19 protein-coding genes are annotated in these 20,031 nt (G+C 36.0%); 5 read left to right on the forward strand and 14 right to left on the reverse strand.

Annotated features, from left to right (window positions below; genetic code table 11):
• Nucleotides 1-346 precede the first annotated feature (346 nt).
• The gene (locus H538_RS25260; RefSeq protein ID WP_051291624.1) at nt 347-1,477 is read right to left on the reverse strand and encodes a polysaccharide deacetylase family protein; all 1,131 of its coding nucleotides are present in this window, start codon (nt 1,475-1,477) and stop codon (nt 347-349) included.
• 180 nt (nt 1,478-1,657) lie between these two features.
• On the opposite strand from H538_RS25260, the gene H538_RS0121645 reads away from it, so the two are divergent.
• From H538_RS0121645 to H538_RS27200, 3 genes are read left to right on the forward strand one after another with little or no spacing between them, the layout of a single operon-like run.
• Nucleotides 1,658-1,873, forward strand: coding sequence for a hypothetical protein (locus H538_RS0121645; protein ID WP_026679361.1), 216 nt, complete (start codon nt 1,658-1,660; stop codon nt 1,871-1,873).
• The gene (locus tag H538_RS27020) at nt 1,873-2,004 is read left to right on the forward strand and encodes a type II toxin-antitoxin system RelE family toxin (RefSeq protein ID WP_281172217.1); all 132 of its coding nucleotides are present in this window, start codon (nt 1,873-1,875) and stop codon (nt 2,002-2,004) included. The genes H538_RS0121645 and H538_RS27020 overlap by 1 nt, the downstream gene beginning before the upstream one ends.
• A gap of 37 nt (nt 2,005-2,041) precedes the next feature.
• Complete coding sequence (locus H538_RS27200; protein WP_407636420.1) at nt 2,042-2,122, forward strand: type II toxin-antitoxin system RelE family toxin; 81 nt, start codon at nt 2,042-2,044, stop codon at nt 2,120-2,122.
• A 155-nt stretch (nt 2,123-2,277) separates the two neighbouring features.
• Here the strand turns inward: H538_RS27200 and H538_RS25265 are convergent, their stop codons facing one another.
• Complete coding sequence (locus H538_RS25265; RefSeq protein ID WP_081412774.1) at nt 2,278-2,646, reverse strand: DUF4352 domain-containing protein; 369 nt, start codon at nt 2,644-2,646, stop codon at nt 2,278-2,280.
• Between the two features lie 391 nt (nt 2,647-3,037).
• Between H538_RS25265 and H538_RS0121660 the strand changes: the two genes are divergently transcribed.
• Together H538_RS0121660 and H538_RS0121665 are read left to right on the forward strand one after the other, a co-directional pair.
• The gene (locus tag H538_RS0121660; RefSeq protein ID WP_026679362.1) at nt 3,038-4,351 is read left to right on the forward strand and encodes a hypothetical protein; all 1,314 of its coding nucleotides are present in this window, start codon (nt 3,038-3,040) and stop codon (nt 4,349-4,351) included.
• A complete protein-coding gene (locus H538_RS0121665; RefSeq protein ID WP_026679363.1) occupies nt 4,341-5,432 on the forward strand; it encodes a hypothetical protein in 1,092 nt (363 codons plus the stop codon). Before H538_RS0121660 ends, H538_RS0121665 begins: the two co-directional genes overlap by 11 nt.
• 625 nt (nt 5,433-6,057) lie before the next feature.
• On the opposite strand, the gene H538_RS0121670 is transcribed toward H538_RS0121665, so the two are convergent.
• From H538_RS0121670 to H538_RS25270, 12 genes are all read right to left on the reverse strand, one after another.
• A complete protein-coding gene (locus tag H538_RS0121670) occupies nt 6,058-6,477 on the reverse strand; it encodes a hypothetical protein (protein WP_026679364.1) in 420 nt (139 codons plus the stop codon).
• 50 nt (nt 6,478-6,527) lie between these two features.
• Nucleotides 6,528-8,276, reverse strand: coding sequence for a phospho-sugar mutase (locus H538_RS0121675; RefSeq protein WP_026679365.1), 1,749 nt, complete (start codon nt 8,274-8,276; stop codon nt 6,528-6,530).
• 102 nt (nt 8,277-8,378) lie between these two features.
• Nucleotides 8,379-9,419, reverse strand: a complete 1,041-nt coding sequence (gene galE, locus H538_RS0121680) for a UDP-glucose 4-epimerase GalE (RefSeq protein WP_026679366.1) — start codon at nt 9,417-9,419, stop codon at nt 8,379-8,381.
• A 589-nt stretch (nt 9,420-10,008) separates the two neighbouring features.
• Nucleotides 10,009-11,034 carry a GDP-mannose 4,6-dehydratase gene (locus H538_RS0121685; protein WP_026679367.1) on the reverse strand — a complete coding sequence of 342 codons (1,026 nt, stop codon included), beginning with the start codon at nt 11,032-11,034 and terminating at the stop codon, nt 10,009-10,011.
• Nucleotides 11,009-12,385 (reverse strand): UDP-glucose dehydrogenase family protein, encoded by a 1,377-nt coding sequence (locus H538_RS0121690; RefSeq protein WP_026679368.1) that lies wholly within the window; start codon nt 12,383-12,385, stop codon nt 11,009-11,011. The genes H538_RS0121685 and H538_RS0121690 overlap by 26 nt, the downstream gene beginning before the upstream one ends.
• 30 nt (nt 12,386-12,415) lie before the next feature.
• Nucleotides 12,416-13,432 (reverse strand): dTDP-glucose 4,6-dehydratase, encoded by a 1,017-nt coding sequence (rfbB, locus tag H538_RS0121695; RefSeq protein WP_026679369.1) that lies wholly within the window; start codon nt 13,430-13,432, stop codon nt 12,416-12,418.
• Nucleotides 13,429-14,283, reverse strand: a complete 855-nt coding sequence (gene rfbD / locus H538_RS0121700; protein WP_026679370.1) for a dTDP-4-dehydrorhamnose reductase — start codon at nt 14,281-14,283, stop codon at nt 13,429-13,431. Before rfbD ends, rfbB begins: the two co-directional genes overlap by 4 nt.
• Nucleotides 14,284-14,847 (reverse strand): dTDP-4-dehydrorhamnose 3,5-epimerase, encoded by a 564-nt coding sequence (gene rfbC, locus H538_RS0121705; RefSeq protein WP_026679371.1) that lies wholly within the window; start codon nt 14,845-14,847, stop codon nt 14,284-14,286.
• A gap of 19 nt (nt 14,848-14,866) precedes the next feature.
• Nucleotides 14,867-15,745, reverse strand: a complete 879-nt coding sequence (rfbA, locus tag H538_RS0121710) for a glucose-1-phosphate thymidylyltransferase RfbA (protein WP_026679372.1) — start codon at nt 15,743-15,745, stop codon at nt 14,867-14,869.
• A 650-nt stretch (nt 15,746-16,395) separates the two neighbouring features.
• Nucleotides 16,396-17,322, reverse strand: coding sequence for a glycosyl hydrolase family 28-related protein (locus tag H538_RS24775; protein ID WP_051291626.1), 927 nt, complete (start codon nt 17,320-17,322; stop codon nt 16,396-16,398).
• 66 nt (nt 17,323-17,388) lie between these two features.
• Nucleotides 17,389-18,762, reverse strand: coding sequence for a sugar phosphate nucleotidyltransferase (locus H538_RS0121720; protein WP_026679373.1), 1,374 nt, complete (start codon nt 18,760-18,762; stop codon nt 17,389-17,391).
• A 105-nt stretch (nt 18,763-18,867) separates the two neighbouring features.
• A complete protein-coding gene (locus tag H538_RS25270) occupies nt 18,868-20,010 on the reverse strand; it encodes a glycosyltransferase family 4 protein (RefSeq protein ID WP_051291627.1) in 1,143 nt (380 codons plus the stop codon).
• Nucleotides 20,011-20,031 lie beyond the last annotated feature (21 nt).

Below are 20,031 nucleotides of genomic sequence, written 5' to 3' on the forward strand. Positions count from 1 at the left end.
ATGAAGGATTGCGCTTATTAGCGTTAGCATAGCAAAAAGAACTCTTGGAACGAGAGGGATAGCTCGGTCAGTTTTCGTTGGCTACTAAAAGCAACGATAAGTCGAGAAGCCCCCACTTCAAAAACCGTTAGGTTTTAAGTGGCGGGTAGTTCACTCAAACGATCACCTCCATTAAAATGATATGATACCATATTTACTATTTTATTTTAGATTGTACTCTGAATTCAAAAAAGCCTGAAGCTGGCTATTTACGGCCAATTTCAGGCTTTTTTATTGTGGGACTATTGATTCAATCACCGATCGTCCGGCTCATTCTATTTTTAATTTTCCCTCATGTTTTTGGCACTCAATCCAATTCTCTCGTTCTACTCGTTTTCTTTCTCCTTAGCCACCATAAAGCTCTAGCAGCAAGGAGGATCACGAGCGCCCCCAGGACCCCGATAAGGAGAGCATTGGGGGAATGGGAATCAGGGCTCTTTTTTTTTCCGGCGTCATAAGCTTTCTGAACATCTTGTCCTAAGAGCGTTGGAACGGTAACAAATGTATATCCTTTCGCACGCAATTGGTCAATGATTTGCGGCAATGCCTTCACCGTTTCAAAATTCCCTTCTGCATGGTAGCTATGCTGCAGAACGATGGCCCCCGGGCTCGCGCTTTTGTTCACTGTCGAAACAATCTTTTTGGCAGGCGCGCCGCTCCAATCGATCGTATCGATCGTCCAATTGATCGAATGGTAGCCTTGAGATTTCAGCCATGCGAGCTGCCCGTCTTTAATTTCGCCAAATGGCGGCCGAAACAAATTGGTTTTGAATCCTATCACTTTCTCAATTTGTGCGCTTGTGGAATCCACTTCTTTCATAAACTGCTGGTTGGTGAGCTCAGGCAAATGCGGGTGATCCCACGTATGGTTGCCAATCGCATGGCCCTCTTTGTAAATTCGCTTCAGCACGTTTGGATAATCTTTGGCCTGCTTCCCGATCACAAAGAAGGTCGCCTTCACATGCTTTTTCTTTAAGATATCCAAGATTTGCGGCGTGTAGTTGTTGTCCGGGCCGTCGTCAAACGTAAGGGCGATTCTTTTCTTGCTGGAATCCCCCATATAAACCATCCCGGCAGAATTCTTAGATGGCACATTTAGCTTTTGCCCTGGATTGATCCAATGAGGATCTTTGACTTGCGGGTTCGCCTGGATGAGTTCAGATTTAGAAACACCGAATTTTTCCGAAATTTTGCGGAAAGTGTCCCCGGCCTTCACGTTGTACGTATCGGGAATTTTTAATTGTTGTCCCCGGTTAAGTATGGTCGATTGCAATTGGTTCGCGTTTACCAGCTGATCAATGGATGTTCCATAATGATCGGAAATTTTCTTGAGGGTATCCCCTTGTTGAACGGTGTACGTTGCAGCCATTGCAAGATTTCCTTTCATGAGCAGGCAAACGAAGAACAATGCGATCCAACCGGCTGCTTTTTTAAACATGATGTCTCCCCCTCACAATACTTTGATTATAAAGATAAAATCAGAAGGCGACATCACAATTTAATTACAACTACTTTAATAAAATATAACAAAGAATATAAAAACGCTCTTCCTTATTGAATGGAAGAATGTCCTGGCTAGTATAGCGGAATAGGTAAAAAAGAATGTGGAGTGAATCAAATGAACAAAAAAGAGGAATTAAAGCGCATCATAGATAATTTACCTGACGAAAAGCTTCCGGATCCAATTGAATTTTTAAAATCACTTATTCCGGAAGATGATGAGCCATTAACTGATGAAGAATTGAAAGCAATTAAAGAAGCGGAAAAGCGTATAGCAAACGGAGAGTATACGACGTTAGAGGAATTGTTAAAAGATTTAGACGGGGATGATTGATGATGTATTCTTTGAAAATTGATAAAGAAGCAGCAAAATTTATAAAAAGGTTAGACAAATCGACTAGAAAACGAATGAAGGAAGCATTATTAGAAATTCAAGAAACACCTTATACAGAAGCTAAAAAATGATAACTGTTTTAGAAAGCGGGTTGGTGATTATCGAATCATTTACAAAGTTTACGACAACGAATTGGTTGTTAGTATAGTTAAAATAGGCAACCGTGGCGATATTTATAAATATCTGTAATATCCCTTCTCCTCATCTGAATATGATAACAGTCAGTTACCTCGCCCTTAAGATTCACTTTCAGTTGAGCTTTTTTACCCAATAATTTCAATGGCTGGTCGTAAATACGAAAACATTAAATTAAAATAATCAGGTAGGGCATTTAAATGTCTCGCCTATTTCTGCCATCCAAAGCCTAACGAAACTTCTAACTTATAATGTATAATCTCTTTCGGCAATTCGAATACGATTTTAGCAGTCTTAGAGATGTTAGGGTTTACTTTTTGCAAGAAGAATCCGACGTCCCGACCGTTTAAGTACATATCCAGTTCTGCAGAAGAGTCATATTTACTTCCATATGCCAAAACACGGAACATTTCTCCATCAACCATTCGTGCTTTTTTATCACCATTTTTAATGGTAACTTCCACTACAGCAAATTTACCGTCAGTCGTTTTATCACCAAGAACATTCGTTAGTTTATTGGATTCATTTACGCCTTTAACTTTGTAAGCTAATTTCCCTACTTTAACCTCTTGGCTGATTCCGAATTCCCTTTTTCTTTTTTTGGAGCTTCTTTTTTAGCCGGACTTGCTGGTTCAGATTTTTCTTTATCTTTTGCAGAATCTCTGCCACTTTCACCGTTAGCCGCTGCTACTACGATAATAACGATTAACCAAAACCACCATTTCTTGTAGATAAGCTTTTAACTTTATCGAATATCTCTGAAAGCAAATTATTAAATAATATAAAATGACTTTGATAATTTCCACTAATGCAACTTTCCCCTGAGTATTCTTGAGGTATTTTTAAAAAACAATTTATAATGCTTGTCTAATACAATTCCTCAATCACTAATACATTTTCCACAAAAGCAGGAATAAAGTCTCATCATATTGAAATAATGCATTATATTAATAGTGGGGGGATTATAGAATGAAAAAATCGGAAATTGGAGTTCGTACTTTAGATATCCAATCGGGTCTATATAAATATCAAGACGCTTTAATTGATTTGAAACTTAGAAAAACCATACTCATAGGAAAAGCCGCAAGTTTGGCATCTCATCTAAGAGGAGTACAAGTTATTGAAAACTTCGAAGGACTAATTACACTTGCTTCAAAACTAGGTATTTCTGCGATCGAATTAGAAAAGGTTTTGGAGATTTTAGATGATATTAGATATATAAATATTATTGGTTCCAAAGACCAACCTGACAGAATCGAAGTTTTACTTAGTAAATTCCAAACTACTTATGAAAGACTTGGAGAGAAGTGGGAAACACATAAACCAGCTGAATTTGAACAAAAAATGGTTCAAATGATTAATGAACTTTCTAAAGGCGTAAAATTAATTAATAGCTTGACCGATCAATACGATCTTAGCGAACAAGAATTTGATGCTTTAATGGATATAGGCTCACAAGGAGGATTAATCAACACTTTTGAGGGAACAAGGTCCGGTGAAAAAGTTTTGTATTCACCAATTTATATGGAGGAAAATCCCGAACAAGTGATAAATTTAATTTCTAAGTATAGTGAAGCCGAAGTTTCGCAAACCTTAAACTTACTTACAGCAATGCCCGGCTATCCGGTCTTTAAACTGAATAACATTAACAATATGTTGTTACTTGAATTAATGAACAGTAACATCTATCAAACCCCTGCAATAACTGCCTCAGGAGGAACTGTTAATTTTTTGTTCAGCCCTTTTACAGAAGCACAAGAACGACAAATGTTGAAACACGCTCGATTCGTTGTTGCGGCAGTTAGATATGGTGAAAGATTCTCAAGGTATTCAAATTTACACTCGCCTTTAAAATTTATAAACTCACTCTTGGATAGAGGTTATATTGGTCAAACACCTCATACTGATATCGAGGCACAATATGGGGTTTTGCGGGATTGTGGTTTAGGGAGAATTGAAGAAGTTTTTCAAGGTCGATTTCGCTTCTTTTTAGCTGACACGGATTATGCAAAAGATGTGGTTCGTTTAGCAAAAAAAATCCTATTTACTCAAACTGATTTTGATCCTGAAATGAGTAGAGGAATTGTAAATGAAGCTTGGGATTTAAGAAAAAATTTATCTACGTATCAATTTAATGACTATATACCAAATTTAAGGAATATTAAGAACATTAACAAAACCCTTGAGGAAAAGAAGGAACTTCGCAAGTCTTCAAGGTCACAAAAAGTTATTAATTCAGTTTTGAATCTTTTATTTACTGAGGGGGAGCCAAATGTCTTCTAAGGATAAAGATTTTGAATATAAACATCGATTTCAAAAAGTATTATGGAAAATGGGCTTTTGGACAAGGATAGAAGTTCCGGTTCTTGCCTATTCTATTGATACCTATATAGATAACTTAAAAAAACATGATTTAACAGATATAGATGTATATGGTGAACATATAAATCTCGATTTTTCTATAAATAAATATATTACCGATTGTAAATCTGGCAGGAATGTAAAAAATACAGAAAGAGTATTTTGGTTACGTGGGGTTATGGATTACACACAAGCGAATAAAGGTTTTTTGGTTAAGAAGGGAATTTCTTCAAATATTAGGTTGATACTAGACAAGTTAAATATTTATGCAATTGATAATACCAATCTTAATGAACTTGAAAAATTATATGATACTAAGGAAATAAGTGAAGTCTTTTCAGTGGAATATTATCAAGAAAGAGAGAAGATCGTAAACTCATTAAGTGTTGAATACAAAAAAATTTACCAATTTCTAAGCCAAAGATATTGGTATAATCCAAGTCATTTGAATTTAGCCGTACTTTTAACTATGCTTAGAAAAGGCGAATTTTATAGAAAGTTTTCCCAGGATGATAAGACACATTTATTTTTATTGTTAGAAATTGTAATATTATTAAGTAGAATTTTGTTCGAATGTTGTAACTACGTTCTTCATAGAAATATTGCAGACATACCTCAAGCAGTTTTGGAGTTTACACATGGAGGAGTAAATGGTCTTAACAACAAAAAGAACATCATACGGGAAGTTCAAAATATTATTATTAAACTTTATCCAGATGAAAATGTTAAGGTTGATGATAATGAAATTAAACCTTTTTACTATAAGTCACTAACTGAACTTATTGCAACTTTACTCACGGAACCAGCTATGTCCAAAGACATTATTCGTTATTTAGAAATTTTTCAGCATGAAATCATTACTGGGAAATCCTATGACCTTCAGAACATCTTTGGAGCTACATTTTCTAATGTTACACTAAAACTTTCTAAAGATATTGTTAGATTTTATGCCAGTGCAACAAAAGTAGATCAAAGTATTTTCAAATCAATTTTAAATAAATAATTAAGACCTCCGAACGATCTCACGACCTTTAAAGGCAGCTTATTGTCTGATTCACATTTTATTAATAACCTGAATCCGTGACTTATTGTTGATCTCTATTTAGAAATAATATTTTATCAACTTAATCGAAATAATTTATTTTATAAAATAATAAATCCTTTTTTAAAAAAGACATAGGAAAGCTAACCTCTGATAATTTGTAAAACCTGGTGTCACGTTTTTGGAATGATCAATCTTTATGTATCGATTAAAAGGCTTGGTAAATTCTTTTGAAAGAAGGAATCTACCGATTTCCCGTTCCTATTTTAAATCATGGATTCAGGTTAAATTTTTAATACCAATTTTTGAAATTAAAGTGAAAGAGTGCTACTCCCATTACTGCGAGCAGCACCCTTCCTATTAATGAACCTTCATATATATTTTTCTTATTCTAGTTTCCGGCTTTGTCTTTAGGTAGATAATCAGTATTTTTCCTTTATTCTGTGCTTTGATTTTCACTTTGAATTTCCATTTGAATCGGCTGTTGCCTGCCATAATTTTGTTTTACCAAATACCATAAACTGTTGTTTTTTAACCTTTCCGTAATCGTTTTATTTCCTAAAGCAAATATTAGTTTTTACCCAATTTATTTGCTTTTGTTAGCTGAAAATATCCTAAAATCTTGATACGTTAAATTAGTTTTTAGTTTGGTATCTTTTAATAAATCTTGTCTAATTGCTATCATTAATTCACCGAGTATTTTTTCTTTATTTTCACTTGTAAATGAATCAGTCTTAACAGCTTCAAGAAACTCGTCTAATTTTTTTATAATATTATCGGGACAATATAACCAACATAAATTTACTTGGTCCAGGAAATTTGTTATTAGAGTTGTATCACTTGAATCAACGTAGAAACCTTTAATACTCCTGATCAGTTCAGCATATCGTTCTTCTTTTCTTTTGAAGCTTTCTTGTTTTCGTTTACTTCTTTCATTTAGTACCCATGTAATAAAACCAGCGACCACCGATAAAACCGTTATAATTATCGATAAGTACTCTTTCATAAAATTAAATGCCCCTTCCTAGCCTGTGTACAAAAAGTATATTTTTATGATTACGAGATTTTTGTTCTCACAGACTCAACTTGCTTCAAAACATCATTTTTCAACGATTCAATAGCCTGCTCACTTTTCTCCATGCTATCTTCCTTCACCCCGAAGTAGAACTTGATCTTTGGCTCGGTGCCGGATGGGCGGAGGCAGAACCAGGATTCGTCGTCTAAAATGTATTTTAGGACGTTGGATGTTGGGAGGTCGATTGGTTCGGTTGTTCCCTGGGCCACATTCGTTCGTTTGCTGACTATATAGTCCTCGATAGTAGCGACTTTTTTCCCGGCGATTCCCAAAGGCGGATTTTCGCGGAAGGAGGACATGATGTGGTTGATTTCCTCGGCTCCTTGCATTCCTTTTAACGTTAAGGAAACAAGGTCTTCCTTGTAAAAGCCGTACTTTTCAAAGACTTCATGCAAGGCTTCGTACAATGTCCTTCCGCGTGATTTATAATAGGCGGCCACTTCTGCCGCAAGCAAACAAGATTGGACGGCGTCTTTGTCACGGACGAAATCGCCGATCAAATAGCCGTAGCTTTCTTCATAGCCAAACAGGAAGGTATGCTCACCCGTTTGTTCATACTGCCCGATTTTCTCTCCGATAAATTTAAAGCCCGTCAATGTGTCAACCGTCACCAAGCCATAGTGTTCGGCGATCTTACGGCCAATTTCCGACGTTACGATCGTTTTCAAGACAACGCCGTTTGCCGGAAGAGTTCCTTTTTTCTTTTTTTGCGACAAGATGTAATCGAGCATCAATGCCCCGGTCTGGTTTCCTGTCAGAACAACATACTCTCCTTCAAGATTCTTTGTTGCCACTCCAACACGGTCAGCATCAGGGTCTGTTCCAATTAAAATATCAGCGCCGATTTCCTTTCCGTAACGAATGGCCCATTCAAACGCAGCATGCTCTTCCGGGTTTGGCGACTTCACCGTTGAAAAGTTCGGATCCGGCTTCTCCTGCTCGGCCACGATAGTCACATTCGTAAATCCTGCTGCTTTTAATCCGTTACGAACAGGATGATTGGCTGTCCCGTGCAGCGGGGTAAAGACGATTTTCACATCAGCGGCATGCTTCTCTAACAGTTCTTGATTTTGCACAATCGTCTTTAATTGCTCGATATACGCGCGATCCACTTTTTCACCGATAAATGTTAAAAGCCCGTTCTTTACCAGCTCTTCCTTATCCGCCACTTCAATCGTCAATTCGTTTTCAACCTCATTTACCTTGGCAATCAACCGATCGGCAAACTCCGGCGTCAATTGACCGCCATCCGGACCGTATACTTTGTAGCCGTTATATTCCGGCGGATTATGGCTTGCCGTAATGACAATCCCGGCAAAACAGTGAAGGTAGCGAACGGCAAACGACAATTCAGGCGTCGGGCGCAACGATTCAAAGACGTACGTTTGAATGCCATGTTTCCCGAGCGTCAATGCCGCCTCTAACGCAAACTCCGGGGACTTATGGCGGGAATCGTAGGCAATCGCGACACCGCGAACTTTCGCCTCCTCCCCATGTTCTTCAATGTAACGCGCCAGTCCTTCAGACGCCTTGCGAATCGTATAGACATTCAACCGGTTGGTTCCTGGGCCAATCTCCCCGCGCATCCCGCCTGTGCCGAACTCTAACGTTTTATAAAAACAATCTTCCAACTGTTTCTCGTCATGCGAAAGAGCGTTTAATTGTTCCTTGACTTCATGATCCAATTCAGCCCATTCATTCCAGCGTTGATAGTCTTCTTTCCAACTCATGATCGTTCCCCCTAAAAAAGATTCAGGCCCGCTATCAGCCTGAATATCAATCTAAATCTCTATATATCTATTAAAAAATCCTGAAAGGGGTTGTGCGTTCGCTTACGCTTTCGTTTTTACAAGCCCTTTCTCTTCTTCGTATCCATTCAAATTTTGGCTTTGCCAGCGCCATGCATCGCGTAGCATTTCTTCCAGATCTCGTTCAGCTACCCAGCCGAGCTTTTCTCTTGCCTTCATTGGATCCGCATAGCTTACAGCAATATCCCCCGGTCTCCGTTCCACCATTTCATACGGGATATTCTTGCCAGACACTTTTTCAAAGGTGTGAACGACCTCAAGCACGCTGTAGCCTCTTCCTGTCCCAAGGTTATACGCATCGACACCAGTTGTCGTCAAGATGTGATCAAGCGCCTTTAAGTGGCCTAATGCGAGATCGACAACATGAATGTAGTCCCTTACCCCAGTTCCGTCCGGCGTCGGGTAATCATTGCCGAATACATTCAATTTCGCAAGCTTGCCAACAGCCACCTGTGTAATGTACGGTGTCAAGTTATTCGGAATGCCGTTCGGGTCTTCCCCAATCAGCCCGCTTTCATGAGCACCAACCGGATTAAAGTAACGCAAGAGAGCAATGCTCCAGTCGTTGTCCGATATGTAAAGATCCCGGAAAATCTCTTCAAGCATCAACTTCGTCCGTCCATACGGGTTCGTGGCCCCGAGCGGGCTGTCTTCTGTTAGCGGCACAGACTTCGCCAGACCGTACACCGTAGCCGATGAACTGAAGACCATCTTCTTCACGCCAAACTCCTGCATGACGTCACAAAGCGTCAACGTGCCGGTAATGTTGTTATGGTAATAGCGAAGCGGAACTGTGACGGATTCACCAACCGCCTTCAGCCCGGCAAAATGGACCACTGCTTCAATATCATTATCGGCAAAAACAGCAGCAAGCCCTTCCCGGTCAAGAAGATCTACTTCATAAAACTTCAGGTCTTTGCCGGTAATCTGCTTGACACGATGTAATGCCTCGGGCTTGCTGTTAGAGAGATTATCAACAACAACAACCTCAAACCCTGCATTTAATAATTCTACGCATGTGTGACTTCCTATGTATCCGGCTCCGCCGGTGACGAGTATTGCCATGTTGATTCCTCCAAATTTATAATAGTGAAAAGCAATTTAAAAATTACCAAAAATTACACTTGGATTATATTATAACTCATGATATTATGCTCATATGTTTTTGAAATCTACCTCTTACAAGGAGGAGATTACAATGAACAATGATATATTTTATACATTATTTTTTGCAATGTTTATTATTGTAGTTCTAATTATTGTGTTTCAATAGTTAGTAATAGTAACAATTTATTTTCCAAAAAATACAATATTATCTTAATTAAGGGATTATTACTTCAAAAACCAATATTTTAGGTAGAGATTCAAAAACTGTTTTTTAAAGGGATTGTATCCCTTTAAAAAACAGTATAAGTAAATTAAATAAAAATTTTTTTATTAAAACAATACTTTTGAACTCTTTTCTTTTTTCCTGTTGCCCTTCCCTTAGTTGTTTCTAGTACAACCTAGACAACTGATAACTTTAGCATCTAAACCTAGGTTTATTAAAAAAATTCTCCAAAAGAACGCAAAATTATATATGTTGATTAACTGCTATACAGTAATTCATTAAGTTAACTTAAATAATCCCTGTGGTAAATTAAACTATTCCTTATTATTTTACATAATACTCGCAGTACCAATCCGCAAACTTCTGCAATCCTTCTTCAATCGAAGTCTTAGGTTTAAATCCTACGGCTTCCTGCAAGCGATCGGTTGATGCGTAAGTAGCCGGTACATCTCCAGGTTTGATCGGTTCAAAGATTTTTTCAAATACTACTTCTTTCCCAAGAGCATTACTTAAGGCTTTTTCTAAGGTTTCAATAAAGACCATTAGTTTCTCCGGACTGTTATTTCCGATGTTATAGACAGTATGTGGGACTGAATCGGCTAAAGGAGGCTTCCCTATAAGACGCTCAATTCCCTCCACAATATCATCGATATATGTAAAATCGCGATACAGGTCATTTTCAAAATCGCCGTTGTTAAAAATCTTAATCGGTTCCCCGGCAAAATATTTATCGGCAAATCCAAAGTAAGCCATGTCAGGCCGTCCCATTGGACCATAGACCGTAAAAAACCGAAGTCCGGTCGCTGGTATTTTATAAAGATGGCTGTATGTATAAGCCATCAATTCATTTGATTTCTTGGTTGATGCATAAAGTGACACCGGATGATCTACAAAATCAGTCTCTTCAAATGGAACTTTTTTATTCGCTCCATAAACAGAACTTGATGACGCATAGACGAGATGTTCAACAGGATGGTGCCTGCATGCTTCAAGAATATTGTAGAAACCAATTATATTACTTTGAATGTAAACATCTGGATTCTCAATTGAGTATCTAACCCCGGCCTGCGCTGCCAGATTGACCACAACATTAGGCTTGTACTGTTCGAAGACTTTTGTGATTGTTGGCTTATCTGAAATATCACCTTTAATGAAGGTAAAGTTTGAATAGGGCTTAAGTTTTTCTAAACGGGCATATTTTAGATTGACGTCATAGTAGTCATTTATATTATCAATACCTATTACGTTGCAACCTTGTTCTAGTAGTTTTCTAGATAAGAAAAACCCAATAAAACCGGCTGCTCCAGTGATCAGATATGTCTTTTTAGGATCCAACGGTTTGTAATTCAAGATTTTTCGACTCCTTTAGCCCTTCTCTAACTACAGGTTTTCTCCCAATTGAGTGATATTCAACCCCAGCTTCTTGCATTTCATGAACACTGTAAATGTTTCTTCCATCATATACTAATGGTGTTCTCATCAACTTCTTATACGTTTCAGGCGAGACTGCCTTTACCTCTCCCCATTCTGTAAAGATGAAGCAGACATTTGCCCGCTCTAAAGCTTCCTCAATACTCGAAACATAGGTTATACTTCCGTTGCCATTTTTACCTTCAGGATACAATCTGGCAAAGTTCTCTTTACCAACAGGGTCATACGCAAAGATATCAGCGCCTTGCTCTAATAATAAAGGAACATTTTCTAACGATGGTGCCTCTCTTAAGTCATCCGTTCCAGGCTTAAACGTTAATCCTAGTATAGCTACCTTTAAACCATTGAAGGTAATCAGACGTTGCCTTGCTTTTTTATAAAGCATTGTCTTTTGTTTTTTGTTTACATCGATTGCAGCTTTGACCGTTTTTAATTCATAACCATGCTGTCTTGCAAGATACTCCAATGCTTTTGTATCTTTAGGGAAGCATGAACCTCCAAAACCGATCCCTGCATTTAAAAACTTGCTTCCGATACGGTCATCAAAACTCATCCCTTTAGCAACATCCTGAATATCCGCTCCGACCAGCTCACAAAGATTCGCAATATCGTTCATATACGATATTTTAAGGGCCAGGAAATCATTCGAGGCATACTTAATCATCTCCGCGGATCTTCTATTCACCGAAACGATTGGTAAATGAAACGGCTCATAAATCTTCATCAACATTTCTTCTGCCCATTTGCTTTCCGTACCGATAATTATCCGTTGGGCATGCAATGTATCATGTACGGCAGAACCCTGGGCTAAAAATTCCGGGTTCGAAGCCACTTCTACTTTTACATCATTGACTAAAAAGTCTTGAATAAACTGCTCTACTTTATCATTCGTTCCTACTGGGACCGTCGATTTTACAACAACAAGACAATCCTTTTCTACGCTTTCGGCGATTTGCCTTGCAACGGTTGCAATGTAGGAAAGATTAGCAGATCCATCTGGTTGTTCTGGAGTTCCTACACCTATGAAAATTGCATCGGCATCCTTGTAAGCCGATTTATAGTCAGTTGTATAATCAATTCTTCCTGCTGAATAATTCTTCTGCATTAACCCTTCCAAATCAGTCTCATATATGGGAGACACTCCAGATTTCATTAAATTTACTTTAGTTTCATCAATATCAACACAGGTTACTTGATGACCCACTTCGGCAAAACATACACCAGCCACTAGGCCGACATAGCCTGTTCCTGCTACTGCTATTTTTAACATGTTAAAACCCTCCTTTCCTTTAAATGCAAGTTATATACTATACTGTTTTTCAAAATATTTTTGATACTTCCCACTAATAACTTGCTCCCACCATTCTTTGTTATCAAGATACCATTGAATAGTTTGAGCAATTCCCGTTTCAAATGTATATTTTGGTTTCCAACCAAGTTTCTCCAATTTAGTAGGATCAATCGCATAACGTTTATCGTGCCCAAGGCGATCTGCTACAAATTCTATTAACTCTTCTGATTTTCCTAATACATTAATTATTGTTTTCACAACTTCTAAATTGGTTCGTTCATTATGCCCGCCAACATTATATACCTCTCCAATTACACCCTCATGCATAACTAAATCAATTGCAGCACAATGGTCAAAAACATGTAACCAATCACGAATGTTTTTTCCATCTCCATATATAGGAACCTTTTGTTCATTTAATACACGGGAAATTGTTAATGGGATTAACTTTTCAGGAAAATGATACGGTCCATAATTATTGGAACAACGAGTAATATTAACAGGTAAACCGTATGTTTCATGATAGGCGCGAACTAATAAATCTGAAGAAGCCTTACTTGCACTGTACGGGCTATTGGGCTGTAATGGAGTTTCTTCTGTAAAAAATGTTGTTGGATCAAAATCAAGTTCTCCATAGACTTCATCTGTGGATACATGGATAAATTTGGTAATACCTGTTAGTTTAGCAGCATCCAATAAAACTTGTGTTCCAAGTACATTCGTTCGTACAAATACTCCCGGGTCCGTAATCGAGCGGTCAACATGACTTTCTGCCGCAAAATGAACAACATAATCAAACTTTTCTTTTTCAAATAGAGCAAGAATTGTTTCACGATCTGCGATATCTGCTCTTATAAAAAAGTAATTTTTCTTGTCTTCTATTTCTTTATGTTTCGTTAAATCACCTGCATACGTTAGTAAATCTAAGTTATAAATATCATACTCAAGATACTTATTCACCATATATTGAACAAAGTTACCGCCAATAAACCCAGCTCCACCGGTAATCAATATTTTTTTTCTCATTCTTTCACCTCTTTAAGCTCTCTTAAATAACGTTTTACTGCATCTTGCCATTTTGGTAATGGACTAAACCCATTCTCTATTAATTTTTGCTGGGACATACGGGAATTCTTTGGACGTACTGCACGAGTTGGATATTCTTCCGTATTTATCGTATTTACTTTTATACGTTTACCCGATTGTTGAAAAATTTCTTTTGCAAACTCTGCCCAACTACAAAATCCTTCATTGGAAACGTGATAGATTCCATACTTACTAGTTTGGATCATATTCAATAATAATTTGGATAAATCATGAGTGTATGTTGGTGAGCCAAATTGATCTCCTACTATGTTTAGTTCGTTTCGTGTTTCTGCCAATCGAAGCATTGTTTTAACAAAGTTATTTCCATTTATACCGAATACCCAGGATATACGTACAATGAACCAATCTGTCAAAAGCGATTCTACGATTTTTTCCCCTTCATATTTTGTTAGTCCGTAATACCCTATTGGGTTAGGTGTATTCGCCTCCGTAAAAGGAATGTCCCCTTTTCCATCAAAAACATAATCCGTACTAATATACATAAACTTAGCATTTATCTTCTTTGCAGCTTTAGCTAAATAACTTGTACCATCCACATTTACTTTCCAGCAGTTTTCTTTATCATCTTCCGCTTTATCAACAGCAGTGTATGCTGCACAATGGATAATAGCATTTGGTTTTATTTCGTTAACATAATCATTAACAGCTTTTTCATCTTTAACATCTAAATCTCGGGAACCAACTCCAATCATATCTAATCCCCGATCTAAACCTTCTTTTACAACATCAAAACCGAGTTGCCCTGTATAACCTGTTACTAAGATTTTCATTTATCTTTCCCCATATATAAAATTATTCTCTGCATTTTCTAAAAGAGGAGTTTTTTTATCTTTTTCGGATAATACAGGTGTAATTTGAATTGGCCATTCTATCCCAATAGCGGGATCGTTCCAAATAATTCCTCGATCATATTCAGGAGCATATAACTCATCCACTTTATATTGAACTTCTACATCATCAGTTAATGTCATAAAACCATGGGCAAACCCTTTAGGGATTAATAATTGCTTTTTATTTTCCGCACTTAATTCAATTCCAAACCATTTTCCATAGGTAGGACTACCTTTTCGAATATCAACAGCTACATCAAAAATTTTACCACGTGTACAACGAATAAGTTTGGATTGAGCTTTCGGATTTAATTGATAATGCAAGCCACGTAATGTTCCCTTTGTTTCAGAAAAAGATTGATTATCCTGAACAAAAGTTAATTCAATTCCCGCATTTTTAAACTTTACTTCACTATATGTTTCCATGAACCAACCACGGTGGTCACCAAATACAACCGGTTCAATTATAACTACACCTTCTAATTCAGTCTTTGTCACTTTCATGCTATTCCCACTTTCTCGTTTAATACTGAATTTCTCCGTTTGCAACTTTCATTAAGTATTGCCCATAGCCAGTTTTGTCGAGCCTTTCTCCGCAATTCCATAATTCTTCTTTTGTTATCCAACCGTTAATATAGGCAATTTCCTCAGGAGCACAAATTTTTATCCCCTGATGCTCTTCAACGGTTCGAACAAAGTTTGTTGCATCAACTAAACTTTGATGGGTACCAGTATCTAACCAAGTAAACCCACGTCCGAGTAGTTCAACTTCTAATTCTCCAAGGTTTAAGTAGGCTTCATTAACTGAAGTTATTTCTAATTCCCCCCGAGCAGAAGGTTTGACATTTTTCGCTATCTCAATTACACGATTATCATAAAAATATAGACCTGTGATTGCATAATTAGACTTTGGAATTTTTGGTTTCTCTTCAACACTTAACACTGTTCCATTTTTATCAAACTCAACAACGCCAAAACGTTCTGGGTCTTGAACATGGTAGCCGAATACTGTCGCACCACGTTCTTTATTTGCAGCACGTTGTAATATTTTTCTCAAACCACTACCGTAATAAATATTATCTCCTAAAATCATTGCAACGGAATCATCACCAATAAACTCTTCACCTAAAATAAAAGCCTGGGCTAACCCATCGGGACTTGGTTGGACTTTATATTGTAGTGATATTCCGAATTGTGACCCATCACCTAATAGATTTTTGAATCTAGGTGTATCGTCTGGTGTTGAAATAATTAATATCTCAAATATTCCCGCTAACATTAATGTTGATAATGGATAATAAATCATTGGTTTGTCATAAATAGGTAGTAATTGTTTGCTGGTTACCATTGTTAAAGGGTATAATCGTGTACCACTTCCTCCAGCTAAAATAATTCCTTTCATAATTAATCCCTTTCTGCCTTATTATAATTTTGTTTATTTAAACTATAACTTTAAGCGATTGCATTAACAAAATGATTTATAGTTTAGTTAAGTTGTAAAAATAATTTCAATAATGAATATTCCTTATTATAAATTTTACAAATCGGCAATATTACCTTTTCACCTTTTTTCCAATTTATAGGTTTAATTCTTCTTACCCAAACAGAGCTATATTGTTAGTCATTCTTAAGGAGTATTTTAAAACCTACGATTTAGACCATTTCTTCAAGTCCTATTTTTCCTACTAAATCAATTCTATAGAAATATAATAGATAATTAGTTTTTGAATTTCAGCCACTTCCAACTTATACCATAAAGTTTATGCATTAAATGTAATAACCAATTTGTATTATTCCCTTATTAATCCACTAATTTTTGAATATTATCCCAACAAAGAATAGACAAACCAAGCTGTAAGGATTGCCGCTAAATTTTTTAACATTTAAGTAAAACATCTTTTATAAGTATTTTTGATACAAACTTTTCTGCAAAAGCTCAGCTAAAATCTACAAGCATAACAATCGATATTATAGTAATTAATTAAAAAATTAAGTAAAATATTCAGTTACACTGATATTATTTTTTTCGTAATGTCTTATCTTTTATAGTATTTATAATTGGTGACCGTTAAAGGTAATATTTGCATTTATTTTATTATTACCCAAAATATGCATATCATCTCTTATTTCTGTTTGGCTTAATATGTTTATATCTACAGAGTTGTTTGATCCTGATAACCGGTTTAAAACTATCTGAATTCCCGAACCCCTATTATTATTTATAATAGGGTTGACAAGCAATATTTTTTCTAGGAACTCGTTACTATTATTAGGTTCAAAATCTATTCCTGATTGAGGAGGTTTCCCGTTTGTATTTATAAGTGTGGGATTGATTATTTTTAGATTCTTTACTGAAATAACAGACATCCCCTGCCTCCTATTATTATCACAAATAGGATTTACTATAGTTACATTTTCGCTATAGCTTCTATGTTTAGTAGATCCTATATATATTCCATCCCCCCAGCAATTTTTTATATCAGCTCCCTCTATATAAATATTTTGAGATCCTAAAATACTAATTCCAAATCCCCATTCCCCTTCAGTCCCTTTATGTTGATATCTGTCTCCAATTATTTCCACTTCACCAATTAAAGATGCATTTTTTGTATCCTCAATCTTAATAACAGCGTAATATTCCAAATTGTTGGGTATCACTTTCAAAATAGTCCTGTCTGAGAAATTTAGAGTGACATTATCTTTTATGACAATTGACTTTTCAGCGTCTATTAAATAAATACCTTTTGGGAAGTATACCGTTCCACCGCCACTTTGATTAACTATATCAATAGCTTTTTGGATATTCTCCGTTGAATCTGTCTTCCCATCTCCTTTGGCTCCAAATGAAGTGACATTCACTGAGTTTAATTGAACAGTGGATACTGTATTTTTAGGTTTATCTTTAATCCTTATTAAAAAGTATAAACACAGCACAAATATAATTATAATGCTAAGTATACTTATTTTTTTAATTTTCATATAATAAACCTTATTCCCCCTTCGGTACAGACGTATTTTTTACATGCAAATTACTCTACTTAATATCTAAATACTAATTAGGGGCAACTTACAGCAGGACTTAACTTCGTCCCAATTTATAAATATATGCTCAATATCTTCCTCAATAAGCTTAGAGCCAGTTTGTACCTCTATAAACTCCAAGTCGGTAGTTGCCTTTATACCATGTTTAGATCCTGCAGTAATAAGAAGAACATCCCCGGGTTTTACCAAACGGATCTCATCATCTAAAGCGAATTCACCTTCCCCTTTAATAATTGTCCACACTTCACTTCGGGCATAATGCTTTTGGTAGCTTAAGTTATTTCCTGCCTTAACAAAAATTTTCTTTGTTAAAACTTCATTTTCTTCTTCTTTGGTATAATCAAGTACTTTATACCAACCCCAACGATGCTCCTCATACATTGGGCGTTGTTTAAAATCTTTTAGTACCTCTTTTATTCTTGGACTGGCTTCCTTATCAGTTACTAAAATTCCGTCAGGACTTGCTGCAATAACAGCATTTTTTATACCTAATACGATAATTGGAATTTCTAACTCATTTACTAAATGAGTATTAGTAGAATCATCGCTTATAATACCTCTTCCAATTTGATTTGTAGCCATTTCTTCAGTTAGCGTATTCCAAGTGCCAATATCCTTCCAATCTTTATTGTATGGAAGTGCTACTATTTTATCAGCCTTTTCGACTACTGCATAATCAAAGCTAGTATTTTCCAGTTTATGGTAATTATTTAATAATTCTTCATACTGAATAGGTAAACCCTTAATCTCCAATGGAGAAATAATATACTCGAGTTTAAAAGCAAACACTCCACAATTCCATAATGCATTTTGATCCATTAATTCCCTAGCTTCAGATTCTGACGGTTTTTCTTTGAAATGACTAACCTGCATATACTCATATTCAGTTTCTTCTAATGGAACCATATAACCATACTTTTCCGAAGGATGAGTAGGTTTTACTCCTATTAATCCAAGGTCAGCATTAGAGGTTTTTAATGTATTTTCCAGATTCATTATTTTTTTAAAAAAGCTAATATCGACAAAAGGATCAACTGGAAGAACACCTATTACTTCTTTCAAGGAAATATTCTTTACAGAGTATAGATAAGTGGCTGCTAAAACAATAGCTGGAAATGTATCCCGGCGTTCAGGTTCAATAATTAAAGGAATATCATTACCTATTTGACTTTGAATCATTTCTACTTGTGATTTACTTGTAGCTATCACAGTTGATTCGTTTAACTGTAATTTTTTTAATTGCCTCCAGACTCTTTGAACCATCGATTCCAATTTACCGTTATTTTCCATAAATTTCAAAAACTGCTTTGATCTAGAATCATTTGATAATGGCCACAGACGTTTTCCGGAACCACCCGATAATAAGATTAAATTCATTTCATATACTCCTATCTTAATTTAGTAAAGAATTTAATACTTTTGTAAAAAAGCTAATTGGGATAAAGCTCTTCTTAATAAACCCGGTTCTGGCTTATTTTAAAGCTACGTACCTTTTTGATCCTTCATTAAATACTCAAAGCAATTCTTGACATTCTTAACCCAATTTAATCTCTCTAAATAAAACAGTCGTGCACCTCCACTTAGTTTTTGGTAAAAGGTGGCATCACGAACTTTTACTAGCGCATTTTTTATCTCTTCGTTAGTTGAACATACTATGCCTGAATGCTCTTGATCTACAAATTCAACCAATCCAGGGACATTTGAAGTAATAACTGGTTTGCCAAAATAATAGGCAATAGGAATTACCCCGCTTTGAGAGGCTTCGATATAGGGCAAAACTACAACCAACGAGTACTTAAACAAGTACAACATTTCACTATCTGATATAAATCTATTAATTAAAACGATATTTTTATTACTTTGAATAAGCTTAATTTCTTCTAATTCCAATTCGCCTCCCCCTGCTATTACAAGCAAAGGAGTTTCTCCTGTTGATATCGAATTATAAGCTTTAAGTAAATTCTTAACCCCCTTATATTTGCTAATACGGCCGAAAAATAGGTAATAGCCTTCCTTTATTTTTTCTCCAAATTCAATAGGTTTAGCTATTTCGACTTTCGGCACATGAGGGCCAAGAGGCATCCAAGTAGCCTTTTTTAAATAAGTAGGGTAATAGCTTTGAAAAAGTCTATAACTGTTTTCAGATAATAAAACGATTTGATCTACCAGCTTTATTGCCTTTTTAAACATTCTCTTTTTAAGAAGCTGTTTTAAAAACTCATTTATCTCAAACCTTGCAGGGTGTGGCGTGACATCGTGAACATACATCGAAGTTGCAATTTTTTTACCAAGCGACAATAATACCTGAGTGGAAATAATGGTATCATCACAAAAAACCACTAAGTTCGGATTTAATTTTTCAATTTCTGTTGCAATTTTTTCACAAGATTTGCTTCGAATAATTTTTTTTTCTTTTTTAAACTTTTTAATCAAATCGGATGGATGATCTTGGTTTTTCACATTGGCATTGGAGGGCACAAAAAGGATCGGTGTATATCCGAGCATTAAGAAAACTTCATGTAATTGCATTGAAAACTGCAATATTCCTCCTTGAAAGTTTGCTGTAAAAAGAACAACTTTCTTTGCATTTGATTTTAATTCTTTGTAATATTTATTATTCTCCACTTTTATTCCCCCTTACCAATT

Origin of the sequence: Fictibacillus gelatini DSM 15865, assembly GCF_000430745.1 — a bacterium.
GTDB lineage: Bacteria > Bacillota > Bacilli > Bacillales > Fictibacillaceae > Fictibacillus_A > Fictibacillus_A gelatini.